General features: G+C 65.0%; 10 protein-coding genes. 2 read left to right on the top strand and 8 right to left on the bottom strand.

Annotated elements, in window-relative coordinates; all coding sequences use genetic code 11:
- Nucleotides 1-116: 116 nt before the first annotated feature.
- Complete coding sequence (locus VWZ81_RS01235) at nucleotides 117-908, bottom strand: helix-turn-helix transcriptional regulator (RefSeq protein ID WP_416541842.1); 792 nt, start codon at nucleotides 906-908, stop codon at nucleotides 117-119.
- Between the two features lie 465 nt (nucleotides 909-1373).
- Between VWZ81_RS01235 and VWZ81_RS01230 the strand changes: the two genes are divergently transcribed.
- Nucleotides 1374-2459 carry a Fic family protein gene (locus tag VWZ81_RS01230; protein ID WP_416541841.1) on the top strand — a complete coding sequence of 362 codons (1086 nt, stop codon included), beginning with the start codon at nucleotides 1374-1376 and terminating at the stop codon, nucleotides 2457-2459.
- A 7-nt stretch (nucleotides 2460-2466) separates the two neighbouring features.
- Here the strand turns inward: VWZ81_RS01230 and VWZ81_RS01225 are convergent, their stop codons facing one another.
- A complete protein-coding gene (locus VWZ81_RS01225; RefSeq protein ID WP_340547764.1) occupies nucleotides 2467-2766 on the bottom strand; it encodes a DUF2218 domain-containing protein in 300 nt (99 codons plus the stop codon).
- A 325-nt stretch (nucleotides 2767-3091) separates the two neighbouring features.
- On the opposite strand from VWZ81_RS01225, the gene VWZ81_RS01220 reads away from it, so the two are divergent.
- On the top strand, nucleotides 3092-4939 hold the full coding sequence (locus VWZ81_RS01220; protein WP_416541840.1) for an ABC transporter ATP-binding protein: 1848 nt from the start codon (nucleotides 3092-3094) through the stop codon (nucleotides 4937-4939).
- Nucleotides 4940-4994: 55 nt separating this feature from the next.
- On the opposite strand, the gene VWZ81_RS01215 is transcribed toward VWZ81_RS01220, so the two are convergent.
- From VWZ81_RS01215 to VWZ81_RS01190, 6 genes are all read right to left on the bottom strand, one after another.
- Nucleotides 4995-5846, bottom strand: a complete 852-nt coding sequence (locus tag VWZ81_RS01215) for a sugar phosphate isomerase/epimerase family protein (protein ID WP_416541839.1) — start codon at nucleotides 5844-5846, stop codon at nucleotides 4995-4997.
- Nucleotides 5843-7144: a DUF6005 family protein gene (locus tag VWZ81_RS01210; RefSeq protein ID WP_416541838.1), complete on the bottom strand. Its 1302-nt coding sequence runs from the start codon at nucleotides 7142-7144 to the stop codon at nucleotides 5843-5845. The genes VWZ81_RS01215 and VWZ81_RS01210 overlap by 4 nt, the downstream gene beginning before the upstream one ends.
- Complete coding sequence (locus tag VWZ81_RS01205; protein ID WP_416541837.1) at nucleotides 7141-8445, bottom strand: AMP-binding protein; 1305 nt, start codon at nucleotides 8443-8445, stop codon at nucleotides 7141-7143. Before VWZ81_RS01205 ends, VWZ81_RS01210 begins: the two co-directional genes overlap by 4 nt.
- Before the next feature lie 3 nt (nucleotides 8446-8448).
- Nucleotides 8449-10194, bottom strand: coding sequence for an IucA/IucC family protein (locus VWZ81_RS01200; RefSeq protein WP_416541836.1), 1746 nt, complete (start codon nucleotides 10192-10194; stop codon nucleotides 8449-8451).
- Nucleotides 10181-12004, bottom strand: coding sequence for an IucA/IucC family protein (locus tag VWZ81_RS01195; protein ID WP_416541835.1), 1824 nt, complete (start codon nucleotides 12002-12004; stop codon nucleotides 10181-10183). Before VWZ81_RS01195 ends, VWZ81_RS01200 begins: the two co-directional genes overlap by 14 nt.
- A gap of 326 nt (nucleotides 12005-12330) precedes the next feature.
- Nucleotides 12331-14325, bottom strand: a complete 1995-nt coding sequence (locus VWZ81_RS01190; protein ID WP_416541834.1) for a TonB-dependent receptor plug domain-containing protein — start codon at nucleotides 14323-14325, stop codon at nucleotides 12331-12333.
- Nucleotides 14326-14392: the final 67 nt, after the last annotated feature.

The raw sequence follows: 14392 nt of genomic DNA, 5'->3' as shown, positions 1-14392 counted from the left end.
AATTCCCTATCTGGCCTTTAGCAGCGGGCTGCGCTGATGGACAGATCTGCGGGCGGTCTGGCTGTCCTTTCCAGCAGGGAAGAACGCCGGACAGGGGGCAGGGGCGGCTTTTGACCCTAGGGGCCGGGCCTCGCGGAGGGCCGGATCCTGGCGAGCACGCCGATCGCCTCGACCCGGTTGCGGACGTTCAGTTTACGGTAGATTGAATGGGCGTATTCCGAGACCGTATGGGGCGAAATCTTGCAGATTGCCGCGCATTCCTTGGTTGTCAGCCCCTGGCTGAACAGATAGAGCACCTCGCGTTCGCGCGGGCTGAGCCGGGTCAGCGCCTCCGATTGCGGGGCGATCAGGGACCGGTTGAACGCGGCCTCTGCCGGGGCGTCGGCGGGGGGCTGTTCCGGGGCCGCCGCCGCGGGCTGTCGCAGCTCCTCCATGCGGCGATGGATGATCATGCAGAGAAAGCGCAGGCTGTCGGTCTTGCCCGCGACATGGGCGAGAAAATCGGCCCGCGTCAGACTGGTGCCGATGTTGAAACCGCCGAACCGGTCGGAACCTTGCAGCCGAACCGGGATGGCAATGCCGGCGCGAAACCCGCTCTTGACCGAGGCGTCGCGGATGAATGCGGTTTCCGCAGCGGCCAGATAGGGGTGATCGGCCAGAAACTCCGCCCCGGTGAACTGCGGCTCGTAGCTGTTGCAGCAGTGATCCAGAAACGGATCCCGATGGCTGGGCAGTTGCTGGTAGATATCGGGCAGGTTGGTCTGGATATGTGGATGACTGCGGTCGCCGTCCACGGTCAGGTAGATGGCGTAGTCAAATCCCATCGCAGCAAAGACCTGCAAGCTCTGCGCCCAAAGCTCGGCGATGCTGGTGCAGCGTTCCAGACTGTCGATATCAGTCCAATCCACGACGATACCCCCTAATGTTAAGGGATAACACCTGCGGTGCCGCATTGCTAGCGTGGCCGAGGCGCCGGCGATACGGCCATGTCTCTCCTCGGATATGTTGGGCATGGCTGTGGTCCGGCGCTGGTGGCCTGTTGTGAGTGCGGGGCATCTGAGTGTTTTTGACCGCCGCGGATCCGGTGTGAGGCCGATGCGGGGCGGCGAAGACAGCATAGCCTGATGGGCCTGGCCGAACGTCGCATTACCGCATGTCGTATTGGCCGGGGGAGGCGCAGGGTGAGGCCGAATTGATCGATCCTCGCTGCTGCCGGGGCCGTGGCATCGCTTGCCGGGGGGTAAGGCCACGGTCGTCGGCGGCGCCATTTGACCCGCGTCAGCCAGGGGGCGGGCGGGCGGTGACTTGATTAGCGCCGCTATTCAGATCATAATAAGCCAAATTTTGATCCGATTAAGGGTGCTTATCACATCATGCCGCATATCTGGCAGTCTCCGTCCTGGCCGCGCTTTGGCTATGATCCGGCACATATCGAACCCGAACTGGCCCGCGCCGCCGAAGCGGTGGGCGAGGTGACGGGGCTTGTCCACGGGCTCAACCCGCAGGAGCGCGAGGAGATGCTGCTGCGCCAGATCGTGCAGGAGGCGATGGCCTCCTTTGGAATCGAAGGCGTGGCACTGGATGCCAGCGAGATCGAAGCCTCGGTTGTGGCTTCGCTGCGCCATCGCGACAGGGCGGCGATCTCGCGGCGCTCGGATGCGGTGGCGGAGCTGATGCTGGCGGCGCGCCGGGCCGATCAGCCGCTAGACAGCGCGCAGATCCTGACCTGGCACCGGTTGCTGTTCACCGGCATGGAGGTGGAGGACCTCGGCCGCTGGCGACGGTTCGAGATGGAGATCGTGCGCTCCGCGACGGCGGGTCCGGGGGATGTGCTCTATAAGGCGCCGCCGCCGGATCGGCTGGAGGCTGAGATGGCGCAGTTTCTCGACTGGGTGAATGTCGATCAGGGAATGCCAGTGGCGGTGAAGGCCGCGCTGGCGCATCTGTGGTTTGAATCCATTCACCCGCTGTCAGATGGCAATGGCCGCATTGGCCGCGCCCTGATCGAACATGTGTTTGCCCGCAACCGCGCGTTGCCGTTCTCGCTGTCGCGACAGGTGGAGCGGGACAAGAAAGCCTATTATGCCGCCCTGCAGGCAGGGCGCAAAGAGGGCGCGACTGGCATGATTGACGCCAGCGAATTTGTGCTCTGGTTTCTGCGCACGCTGACGCGGGCGGCGGCTTCGGCCCGCGATGAGGCGGGGTTTATCCTGCGCCGCAACCAGTTCTTTCTGCGCTACGGACCGGTGTTGAATGATCGCCAGAGCCATGCGCTGCGTCTGCTGTTTGAGCAGGGGCCGGAGCGGCTGGCGGTGGGGCTGAGCGCCAAATCCTACCGCAAGATCACCAAGACTTCTCCGGCCACCGCCACCCGCGATCTGCGCGCGATGGAGGAGGCCGGTGTGGTCACGCGGATGGACGCGGGCGGCCGCTCCACCGCCTATGCGATCCGGTTCTGACCTCTGGTCAGGCAGGGGCTGTTGCGGAGGCCCAGGTCATCGCCTCAAATTCTTCGCGAAAGGCAAAGCGCTTCAGGTGGTTGTCGATGATCTGGCGGGCGTGATCCAGCTCTTCGGCAGTGGGGGCGGTGACCTCGGCCAGGAGCCGGTCGGCGCTGGCGGTCAGCGTTGCAGGTCCCATGCCCAGAGCCACGGTGCCCCGGCTGTCGTCATGGGTGACGGCGACCTTATGGGCAAAATGCTTGCACAGCTGTTGCAGGTATTTGGAGGCGTTGGGGGTGTCGAAATGGCCTGTATCCGTAATCATTGGGCTTAATCCTTAGTTTTTCTGTCAGCTTTGCAGGATAGAGATTCCGGGGCGCAGCGCAAGGTGAATTCACCGCTGCCAGCCATGGTGCGCGGGGGGCTGCAAAATGGGGCGCAAGCCAGATTGCAGGACTTGGCGCATGGTGGATTATCCGGCTGACAAACCCATCCGGCGGCAGTAGAACGGCCCGGCTACGGTGCAGGCAGATGTCGCGTCAGGCGCGGGAAGCAGCGGGTCACGGACCGTCACGCTGCTGTCCTGCTGATGCGAAAGACAGGCGACCCACATCTCAGGCGAATTTCAATTCATCCTTGAGAGGGGCGCTATGTTCCGGGCTTTTGAAAACCTTGTCGATCCGTTTGCGGCCTCGCAGAGGGCGGCGCCGCGTGCCGGTCTCTGGCCGTATCTGTGGCAGCAGCTGGCGCCCTATCGCAGATGGCTGCCGCTGATGCTGGTCACTGGCGTGCTGACCGCGCTGATGGAAAGCGGGCTGATCTTCTATGCCGGGCGGCTGGTGGATCTGATGACCGAGAGTGGCGCTGCGGCGTTCTGGGCCGATCACGGCGGTGAGATGATCCTCGCGCTGGTCTGTGTGCTGCTGCTGCGTCCGACGCTGGTCGGGCTGAACCATCTGCTGCTGGAGCAGACCCTGTCCTCCAACCTGCAGGAACAGGTCCGCTGGCATGCGCATCAGCATCTGCTGGGGCAGTCGGTTGGCTTCTTTCAGCATGATTTCGCCGGGCGGCTCAGCAATCGGGTGATGCAGATGGGACCGGCGGTGCAGGACAGCGTGCATATGATGTTCGAGGCGGTGCTGTTCGCGGTGACCTATATGCTGGGCGCGGTGGTGGTGCTGTCGCAGATCGACGGGCGGCTGGCGGTGCCGCTGCTGATCTGGGTGCTGATTTACGGCGTCTACGTGCGCCATGTCGCCCGCCGTGTCGCGGCGACGGCGGAGAAATGGTCCGATGCGCGCTCCGGGGCGACGGGGCGGATTGTCGATGCCTATGGCAATATCGAAACCGTCAAGCTGTTTGCGCAGGGCGGGCAGGAGCTGGGTTATGCGCTGTCGGCGCTGCGGCGGCTGCGGACGCGTTACCAGCGGTTCATGCGGATGATGACCACGCTGGCCTTTGGCAGCATTGCCATCAACGGCGTGTTGATCCTGATCGTGGTGGCTCCGGCGATCTGGCTGTGGACGGTGGGTCAGGTCAGCGTTGGAGAGGTGGCCGCCGTCGCGGCATTGACCATCCGGCTGAACGGCATGAGCGGCTGGATCCTCTGGGTGACGATCCGCTTGTTTGAAAACATGGGCATCATCCGCGAGGGGCTGCGGTCGCTGGCAACGCCACATGCGGTGGTCGATGCAGCGGCGGCGCCGGCCCTGAAGGTCACGCGGGCGGAGATCCGCGTGGAGGGGCTGCATCACAGCTATGGCAAGGCATCGCAGGATGGCAGCGGGGGTGTGGCGGGGCTTGATCTGACGATCGGGGCCGGGCAGCGGATCGGCATTGCCGGGCCGTCCGGCGCGGGCAAGTCGACGCTGGTGTCGCTGCTGTTGCGGTTTGATGACCCGGACCGGGGGCGCATTCTGATCGACGGCCAGCCGATCGACAGCGTGACACAGGACAGCCTGCGGGCGCAGATTGGCGTGGTGACGCAGACAACCGCGCTGGTTCATCGCTCGGTGCGGGCCAATATCCTATATGGCAATCCCGGCGCCAGCGAGGCGGAGATGGTGATGGCCGCCAAACGCGCCCGTGCCCATGATTTCATTCTGGGGCTGCGCGATCAGGCCGGGCGGACCGGCTATGACGCCCATGTCGGCGAGCGCGGAGTGGCCCTGTCCGGCGGGCAGCGGCAGCGGATTGCGATTGCGCGGGTGGTGCTGAAGAATGCGCCGATCCTGATCCTGGACGAGGCAACCTCGGCGCTGGACAGCGCGGTGGAGGCGGAGATCGAGGAGACATTGCGGGATGTGATGCAGGGCAAGACGGTGATCGCCATTGCGCATCGCCTGTCCACGATTGCGCAGATGGACCGGATTGTCGTCATGGATCAGGGCCGCATCACCGAAGATGGCAGCCATGCCGCGCTGCTGGCGCTGGGGGGCACCTATGCGATGCTGTGGTCGCGGCAGGTGGGCAGCCCCTGCGCGTCGGCGGATTGCTGACGGCAGGCAGAGAACGGCGCGAGGATTGATCCGTGCCGTTCTCTGCCGCGCTGGCTCAGCCGACCGAGCGCGTTTTTTGTCCGGTCGGGGTCAGATCATCGGCGGCAAGCGCGCGGATCTCGGCGATGTCACCCGCAAGCGTCTGAAACACGGCGTCCCCGAACCATTCCAGCGAGGCCTCGCAATCGCCGTCCCGCTGCATTTCGCGCAACAGGGCGCGGTAGTCATAGGCGCCCTGCATCAGCGGCACCATGCCCGCGCGACAGCCGGCGGCGCTGTAGACATTCGCCGGGGCAAAGACCGGCAGGCGGGTGCGGTCGGAGATGTTCTTCAGGTGATAATGCGCAATTCTGGACAGCAGGGTCCGGCGCGCCGTCACCGGATCATCCCCGCCTTCCCAGACGTGGAGCGCGTCGAAATTGATGGCCAGCGCATCGTGGTCGGTGGCGTCGATCAGCGCCACGGTTGAGGCGAGCGTATCGGCCAGCGTGCCGGGATGGGTCTCCACCAGCAGGCGCAGCCCGTGATCGGCGGCGATATCGCAGGCGTGGCGCAGGGCGCGGGTGGTCTGGTCGCGGTCTGCCGCCGGGACCGTGGCGCTGGCCTGCATCCCGGCAAAGGTGCGGATCTTGTCCGCGCCCCAGCCCTGCGCCAGCGCGCAGAGGGCGCGGGTTCGACGGGTCAGCTCCTGATGGTCCTGCAGGGGCAGGTAGTCGCTGATCATCGGGATCGACAGCCCCTGCGCGGCCATCCACTGGGCGTTATGGATCGCCAGCGGTGACTGATTGCGGGCATGAACGCCCCAAAGCTCAATCCCCTGAAAGCCGGTATCCCGCGCCCAGAAGGCAATGTCCTTCAGATCAATCAGCTGATGGCGAAAGGAAATCGTACAGAGCGAGATCTTCATGCCGGCTCCCCCGTTAGCGCCGCGGCAGATGCGGGCGCCGCTGGTATCTGTGACTGGCACCAGATCTGGAATTCGGTGTGAAGTGCCTCCTTGATGGCAAACTCCAACCGGTCCAATGCGTCCAGCGCGGCGATCAGATCCGGCACCAGTGTGCGGTCTCTGGTATGGGCGATTTTCGCGGCAAGGAAATGCAGGCTGCGGAACCCTTCGCAGAGCGCCTCGACCTGATCGCAATTGGCGTCGAACGCGGCAAAGCTGGTGTCCAGCGCGCGCCAGAAGAAGGCAAAGGCGTGTTCATAGGCGTATTTGCGCAGGGACAGCACCGGAAGTTCGCGCAGGGCGATCTCCAGCTCCGGCAGTGCCAGAGGCCTTTCGGGACGGCAGTGATGCGCGATAATGCCGCGCAGGGCGTCCGTCAGCGGGTTGGCGTCCGGGCGGAAGGTCGCGTCGAAATAGGCCACGAGGTCATGAGGCTCGGGCGCGCGGACGCGTGTGCTGTCGAGGATATAGCCGCCCGCCACGCTGGGCTGTGCCATGGCATTGAGGATGGCGGCGCGCGGCAGATCTCCGCGCCAGCGATAATCTGGGTCGTTCATATGCCAGACCTCGGGGTCGGCGGTCGGCTCGACAATGACGAAATGCGGAAACGGGTCCTGATTGTATTTGGTGTCCCGCTCCGGCAGGTGGAACATGTCGAGCATGACAACCAGCTGGCGGTCGGTGGCCGGGTTGTGGAGCAGTTTTTCAAAGCGGGTCAGGTTGTCGGATTTCGACAGGGCGGGATCGTGCCACTGGCTGACGCGGATGCCATACAGTCGTTCGACCCAGCGGATATAGTGATCCTGCGTCATCTCGGCGCTGTGATAGGCCAGATGCTGATGGGTAGTGATGGCAAAATCGCTGTCCCAGGTGCCAAAATAGAAGGGTCGGAAATCCAGCCCCTCATGCCGCCGGATCGCCGCACAGAGACAGCTGACAAAGCAATGCACGGTGATCTCGCTCGGGTCCTGATTGGCGGGCGCGGTCTCGGGTTCTGCGCTGGGAGAGGTCGGCGGGTCGGGCAGAAGCACATGGATCAGATCGGCGACGGTGACGAAATCCTCCTTGCGGAAATCACGCTCGGGGATGGCCACGCCGTGGTCGGTTTCCAGATGCACCAGCAGGTTGATCAGCACCACGGAGTCGATATGCAGATCATCGTTCAGCACCGCCTCGGGGCGGAACTGCGCCATATGCGGATTGTCCAGCGGTCCGGCGAGGGTCTGCTGCATTGCGTGCAGCACGCTGTCGAAGGTCATGCGGGCACCTGCTGATCGGCTGTGTGATCGGTGCCGGATGCGTATCTGTTGGCGATGTCGCGGCGGCTGATCTTGCCATTGGCCTGACGCGGCAGGGCGGGGAGGCGGCGCAGGAAGGTTGGTCTCTGGTAGTCGGCCAGCAGATCGGCGCAGTGCGCGCGCAGCTGATCCTCGCTGAGATCCGGGGCGACAAACAGCAGCCCCACCCGCGAACCGGCCTGCGGGTCGGGCAGGCGAAAGGCGACGGCATCCTGCACATCGGGCAGGCTCATCACCGCGCGTTCGACGTCCTGCGGATAGACGTTCAGCCCGGCCACATTGATCATATCGTCCGCACGGGCGGTAAACACCAGCCCGCCATCGGCGGTGAGATAGCCCAGATCGCCGGTTTCGACCCAGTTGGTCGTGGCGGCATCCGTGGTGGCCGGTTCCCCTGTCGTCAGCTGCACGCGGACCGGGCCGGGCGTGCCGGGCGCGCCTGCCTGCAGGTCGAGATGCGGCAGTGGGCGGCCGACATCGCCGGGCGCCCGCAGGTCCTGATTGATGGCGATACAGCCCACTTCGGAACAGCCATATTGCTGGAACAGATGCCGGGTGCGGGCGCGAATGGTGTGGAACCATGGATCGGGCAGCACGGTCCCGGAGGTGACGGCGGCGTTCAGTGTCTCGTCCGGGGGCAGGAGCCTCGCCAGCGTGTGCAGCATCGCAGGCGAGGTATAAAGCACCGGGTCAGGCAGCTCGCGCAGGCGGCGCAGAATGTATTTCGGGTTCACCGCATCAATGATCACCGGCACATGGCCGCGGTGCAGCGCCACCAGAACCCCCGGTATCAACCCGTAGGAATGGGTCACCGGGCAGGCGATCACCGGCGTCATACCGGCCGCGCGGTCAAAGAAGGCGGCATAGGTGCGGATCTCGGTAGCGATGCTGTCCCAGCTGCGGGTGATCACCTTGGCCGCGCCGGTGGTGCCGGAGCTCATCTGCACCAGAACGCCTGCGCCGGGGCGCGCGCTGGCGGTCTGACCGGGCTGCCGGGGCAGCGGTTGCGGGACAAGATCATCCTCCAGAAACCAGTCGCATCCGGCCTTGGTCGCCATCTGTTTCGCGGCTTCCGCCGGGATATCGGCGTGGATTGGGAAAACGCCGGCCTTGTGGTCCTTCAGGTAGAGCAGGGTTGCAAGGCCGAGGCCGGTGTCGCGCATCCGCAGGGCGTAGCGGTGGTGCAGATCATTGCCAAGCGCCTGTTGCAGTCTTGGGTGCAGCGCGGTTGGATCAGAAAGGGTGTCGTTCAACACAAACATGGGTCAGCTGTCCTTTGCAGTGGCCAGAGGGTTGTCGATGAGATGGCGGTAGCTGCCGCGTCGGTCGGGGTCGATTTTGCGGGTGATCAGGCTTTCGGCGTGGATCTGGCGCGCAAAGGGAGCGAAGCCCGCCATGCGCTGTTGCTGCCCGTGATCGGCGGCGTAGCGGTCCAGCCGGTCGCGCAGGCGCTGCCAGAACCGGGTCTCCGGCAGGTCGAAATGGCGTTGCAGGAGGTCCGACAGATCCGCGAGGTTGAAGACAAAGAGCGTGTCCATCACCAATTCGCGCAGCCCGTCAGCACAGGAGAGCGCGTGGAACTGATCCGGCTCTGCGCTGGCAAAGGCGGGGTCAATCGCCGCCAGATCGGGGCATAGCGCGGGCTGCGACAGCAGGGTGTCGACATATTCGACACCATCGTGGAAATCGCGGGCAATGAGGCCGGTCGGCCAGCCGTTGTCATGCTGAAGGATGAGGTTCTGCCCATGGGCTTCCAGCCCGATGCCATGGGCCACCATCAGGTGCCAGACCGGCAGTACCGCCGTTTCAATCAGCTGCGCCAGCCAGCGGTCGCGCCCGTGGGCGGCAATCCAGGGGGCGATCAGCGGCTTGCCGTCCTCTTCTGTCAGGGCCAGCGCGTTGAACGGCATCATCTGATTGTCCGCCAGACCGAGCGAGGCCGGGCTTTGCCGCCAGATCGCGGCCAGATGCCCCTCCAGCGCGGTGCCGCGCCCGGCGATGATGCCGGCATATTCCGGCAGCAGGGTCAGCGGATAGCGATCCTGCAACAGCGGGTCACTGGCGATCACCGCGGCAAGCCAGTCCGATATCAGCGGCGCGATGGTGACGGTTTCGGGGATCAATGTGCGCAGGGACGAGGTGTTGCGCATGGTCATTGCGGTTTTGACATGGGCGCGCTGCGGCTGGTCGGCGTTCATCAGCGTGCGCACCGATTGGGTCGCCCTGTAGCGGTCGCCGATCTCGCCGAGGGGGACCAGCCGACCTGCGGCGTGCCAGGCCTGCACCAGCGGATCCTGTGCCAGCTGGTCCCATTGCCAGGGGTGGACCGGCAGCAGGGCAAAGCCCTCGGCGCTGTGCGTGGCGGCGAGGCTGCGGATGCGCTCCCATTCCGCCGGTCCCAGCTCGCGGGGCCAGAAATCCGCATCGGGCAGGCGCTGTTGGACCAGCGCGGGGTGCAGCAGCAGCCCGATCAGGCGAAAACCCTGCCCTGCCTCAGGCCCGTAGCGGAGATGATCGCGGTCGCTAAAACCGCTGCGCGCCTTGTAACAGGGGTGGTAGGGGTGGCCTTCGTGGATGGCGCGCTCCATATCGGCGATGCCCAGCTGGTGCCGCCGGGGCGGGCGGGGGATCTGCCGGTGGTTGAGATCATCCAGATGGGCGGTGCGGTCAAGGTCGACGCGCAGCGCGGCCAGTGCCGCCGCCGGGGCCGTGAGCGCCGAGAGCACCTCCTCAAGCGCGGCGGGCTGCCAGCCGTGCTCCTGTGCCATCTCGATGCTGCCGGCATCCAGCCGATAACGGCCAAAGGCGCCACAGCGCCCGCTGGCGCGGAACGACCGGTTGCCGAGCTGCCAGCGCAATCCGCGATCGTGCCAGGTGATGTCTTGGGCGCAGCCTTCGCTCAGCAGCGCTTCGCATAGCTGGCGCAGCACCCGCAGCGCGCCGCGGGTCTGCCGGGTTTGCGGGTGGGGCTGTGCTTTGCCCAATGGGCACGCGAGGTCATAGACAGGCATCTTGCATCACCTCTCTGGTCTGGCGTTGCGGGGCGGCAATCGGATTGGGGATATCGACAAACAGCCCTTCCTGAGTGTCGGTCTGCAATTCATCCAGATCGTGCAGGCGGGTCAGCAGATTAGCCTTGGTCGCCAGCCGTGGCGCATAGAGCAGCTGCTCCACCAGCGCGCGCGCGGGTCCGGTAAAGCGCGGCCGCAGGCGGTGCAACTCATCGCGCAGCTGCTGCAGGAGCGCGTCTTCGCTAAGCAGCCCGTCGCAACCCATGCGCCAGATCACCGCAAAGATCTGGTTGACCACAAGGTAGTAGGTCAGGCGGGCGTTGATATGGGTGCGGCTGAACACCAGCGCGGGCACATCGGCGAGGCTGGGCTCGATCTGGCGCAGCGGGGCAAAGGCATCATCGGTGATGAAATAGCCCTGATTGTCACGGTAGAAGCCCTGCCGGGGCAGCCCCTCGGACAGATCCAGCAAGGCGTTCTGCTGATGCGCCTCAAGGGCGATGCCGTGCCGGTCATAGAGCGTCAGAACCGGGGTGAGCATACAGTCGAGATAGGCGCCGAACCAGCGCGTCGCCGCCTGTCTGCGGGTGCTGCGCTGGCGCGCGGCGAGATCGGCGATCTGCGTGGCCAGCAGCGAGGCACACCCCGGTCGCGGATCGGCCGTAAGTGCGGCGAGGGGGAAGATGCCGGCGCCCGCCTCACCTGCAAAGGGGTTCTTGCGGAAAATCACCTCGAAACCGCTTTCGCGGCGCTCCGGCAGGGTCAGGGTCAGATAGGCCGGATCGTCGATGATCTGAAACTTTGGCAGGCTGGTTGCGATGTTCAGACGCCGCAGCAGCCGCGCCATCGCAACCCCCTGCTGCAATTCGCTGGCAAGGGTCACGCGCAGCGAATTGGTCAGCCGCACCGGCACCGAGAATTTGAGCATCCAGGGGCACTCGGCGGCAAAGACCGTCCGCAGGGACGACGTCGGGGTGAAAGCCGGACCGGCAGACCCCAGATCGCGCAGCTGACCGCTGGCCAGCAGGGCCTGAACGGCGGGATCGAGCAGCAGCGCCTGCGCCTGAAGCGGATGGGCCGGGATCAGCTGCTCGCCCGGGTGCAGGCAGAGGCCATCGGTCAGGCCCCCAATATCGCGCAGGATCTGCGCCAGCGGCGCGGCGGCGCTGTCCTGGCGGGTGATCTCGGTCCGGGCGGCAAATAGGTGCAGCTGGAACTCTCCCGCATATTCAGGTGCATAGGCCCGCTGCTGCCAATCGGTCAGGCCGTCGCGGCTTTTGGGTGTGGGATGCAGCCAGTGACCAAAGACCAGCGATTGTTCCGCCTGCCGGAACTGGTGCGGGCTGGGGCTCGGCGCGGTGCGCCGCAGCGCGGCTTCGATCTCGGCGTTGCTGTTGAAAATGGCGCGCAGGAACTCTGCCAGTCTGGCCGGATCCGTTGCGCCGGAGCGGTGAAAACACTCCTGCGCGATCAGGCTGATGGTCTGGACCGGTGGCGCCGGCTGCCAATAGGTTTCGCCGCAAAACCGCAGCTGCGCGGCGCCGAATTTCAGCGGGCCGGTCCGGGAGGTATAGCGCAGGCCAAGCCGCAGCACGGCGGGGATATGCGCCAGCGCAATGTCGATCCGGGGCGCGCGATCCGGGGCCGATGACCTGTGGTCGCCGGGCAGCTCGGGGCATTCGCGAAGGAAGCCGTTGAGCAGCGCCTGAAGGCTGGCCGCCAGCGCCGCCTCTGCGGCGGCATCCGGGTGGGCATCGGTCGGTGAGACCGACAGCGGGTCGGGGAACAGGCCTGTCTGATAAACCATCATCGGACCGGCCCCGCCGCCCGCATGGGGCGGTATGGAATTGGGTACATCTCTTACAGCGCTTCCGCAGCGATGCCAGACAGCGCCACCGAAGAGGGATCCCGGCGGGGCAAGCGGTCTGGCGATGTTACAGGAGAACTGGCGGAATGCTGGCGGCTAAGCGGTGAGGAGACCCCAGCCGCCTTGGCATGATTTCATGCGTTGGTCTTAGGCAATACGGACATGTTTCAAAAGGGTTTTGATCGCCGTAGGTGTGTTTCTGCCGAAGGGGCGCGCCACAGTCTGGCGCGCCCGAAGGGTGAGGGCCGGAGCGGGGTCAGACCCGCCGCTCAGAAGGAGACATTGGCCACGATGGAGACCGAACGGCCCGGTTCCTTAAGCGTTGCAAAGCCGGGATAATCGCCGCCATAGGTGGCGCGGTCGGCGTATTGACGGTCAAAGACGTTGTTGATCTCGGCGCGGATCGAGACATTGTCATAGGCGGCCGGGCGATATTCGGCAAAGAGGTTCAGCACCTCGTAGCCCTCCAGTTTGGTTGTGGCTTCGGCCTCATTCAGCTGCTGGTCGTAGTCGAAGGCCGCGTCGATATGGCCGCCGACAACCAGGTTCCATTGAGGCAGTTCCTGCTGCACCTCAAGCGCCAGCACCTGTCCGATCGGGGCCCCGGAATCCAGCAGGTAGTAGCCGGAGGCGGGCGCGCCGTTGACGCGGGTTTCGCTGTCGCTGAAGGTCAGCCGGGCAAAGCCGCCCTCCCAGCCATAGGTGGCGCCCAGATTGTAGCCCCGGCTTTCGAAATCATAGCTGGTGACCACCGGGCCTGCGACGTCACGGGTGTCGTCGATCCTGGTCTGGAAAGCTTCTGCGCCAAGGGTCCAGTTGCCGCTCTGCCAGTCGGCGCCGATGACAACATTGCTGGCACGGCGCGGTTTCAGCGCCGAATAATCCCAGTCGCGGAAGAACAGGAAGTTGTCCTCGACCCCGATCCCGCCAAAGACGTTGGAATAGCCCGCCCGCAGGGACAGCGCATCATTGACGCTATAGACGATGGAGAGGTTGCCACTCAGCCCGGAGCTGTCCTGCTGATAGGGGCTGCCGCTCTGGCCGAAGTCCTGGCCGGTAAAATCGTTCCAGTCATAGCGCAGACCGGCGGAGACCTTCAGCCGGTCGCTGGGTTGCAGGCGGGCCTGGGCAAAGACGCCGACGGTCCGGCTTTGTTCCGAGGGGCGATTGCTGCCCCAGAAATCGCCGCTTGCGGTGCTTTTCTGGTCCTGGAAGTCCACCCCGGCGGTGATGGTATCGCTCTCTGACAGGTGGAACCGGTTCTGGAAGGTCGCGGAGTAGGTCCGGGTCACACCCACGCTGGTTTCTGTGGTGCCGATGCTGCCGATCTCATTCTCGGAAAACCCGATGGTGGCCGAGGGATCCCAGTTGCCGCCGCCGTTCACATCCTCGTAGCGCAGCGAATAGACCGTGCGTTTGGTGTCGTAGACCGTGCCAAGCGGATTGAAGGACGCGGTGCCGAAATTGGCGCGACGGTTGCGCAGGGCGGTGTCCTGCATCTGCTGGCCCGAGAACTCGAACCGGTGGCCTTCGTCGGTCTGATAGGCCAGTTTCAACAGGCCGGCGGTCAGGTCGCTGCGGGTGCCGCCCACCGTGTTGCCGGCGCCATCGGTGTAATCGTCACCGGTCATGCGCTTGCCGTAGAGCAGGATCTCGAACCCGTCTGCCTGCCCGGCCAGCGTCAGAGAGCTGCCGAAGGTATCGCCGTTTTCGCCGTAGCTGAGACGTGCTTTGCCGCCAATGGCCTGACCGTCGATCAGGATGTCCTCGGCGTCGATAGTTTCCATCACCACCCGACCGGCCAGGGCGCCGGGGCCTGCATCGGCCGGGGCCACACCGGGATCGACCCGGACGGATTTCATCAGGCCGGGGTCAAAGGCATTGGCGCTGGCGTGGTGGAACACGCGGTTGTTCTGGGACACGCCGTCGACCTGTACCGCCAGTTTCAGCATGTCGATGCCGTTGACGTAGATCTTCTGCGCCACCGGGATTGCCCCGCCCACCGACACCGAGGCGATTCCCGCAAAAAGGTCTTTCAGATCGCCCATCGCGGCGCGTTCGATTTCCGCATACGCCACATAGACCGCCGTCGCCCGGTCAGCGGCTTCGCCATCGCTGTCGCGCTGCTTCACAAGGATGGGGTCGAGCGACAGGACAGTGTCGTCCTGCGCGTAACCTGTTGTTGCGGAAAAGAGAGTGAGCGCCGTGCTGCACAGCAGCCCGGTCATGAGGAGGGAGGATTTCTGTGCTGTTTGATGTGCCATGTTAACCCGCGTGATAATGTGCTGATAGCTTGGGGTAACCTGGCTTGGCCCCCGCTGGGGCCTTGGG

The organism is Phaeobacter sp. JH20_34 (genome assembly GCF_048056095.1).
GTDB lineage: Bacteria > Pseudomonadota > Alphaproteobacteria > Rhodobacterales > Rhodobacteraceae > Phaeobacter > Phaeobacter bryozoorum.
This window is presented reverse-complemented; position numbering and strand designations above follow the sequence as displayed.

Coding starts and splice junctions, on each gene's coding strand:
- VWZ81_RS01230 (WP_416541841.1), top strand. CDS start 1,374: ATGCCGCATATCTGGCAGTCTCCGTCCTGGCCGCGCTTTGGCTATGAT.
- VWZ81_RS01225 (WP_340547764.1), bottom strand. CDS start 2,766: ATGATTACGGATACAGGCCATTTCGACACCCCCAACGCCTCCAAATAC.
- VWZ81_RS01220 (WP_416541840.1), top strand. CDS start 3,092: ATGTTCCGGGCTTTTGAAAACCTTGTCGATCCGTTTGCGGCCTCGCAG.
- VWZ81_RS01215 (WP_416541839.1), bottom strand. CDS start 5,846: ATGAAGATCTCGCTCTGTACGATTTCCTTTCGCCATCAGCTGATTGAT.
- VWZ81_RS01210 (WP_416541838.1), bottom strand. CDS start 7,144: ATGACCTTCGACAGCGTGCTGCACGCAATGCAGCAGACCCTCGCCGGA.
- VWZ81_RS01205 (WP_416541837.1), bottom strand. CDS start 8,445: ATGTTTGTGTTGAACGACACCCTTTCTGATCCAACCGCGCTGCACCCA.
- VWZ81_RS01200 (WP_416541836.1), bottom strand. CDS start 10,194: ATGCCTGTCTATGACCTCGCGTGCCCATTGGGCAAAGCACAGCCCCAC.
- VWZ81_RS01195 (WP_416541835.1), bottom strand. CDS start 12,004: ATGATGGTTTATCAGACAGGCCTGTTCCCCGACCCGCTGTCGGTCTCA.
- VWZ81_RS01190 (WP_416541834.1), bottom strand. CDS start 14,325: ATGGCACATCAAACAGCACAGAAATCCTCCCTCCTCATGACCGGGCTG.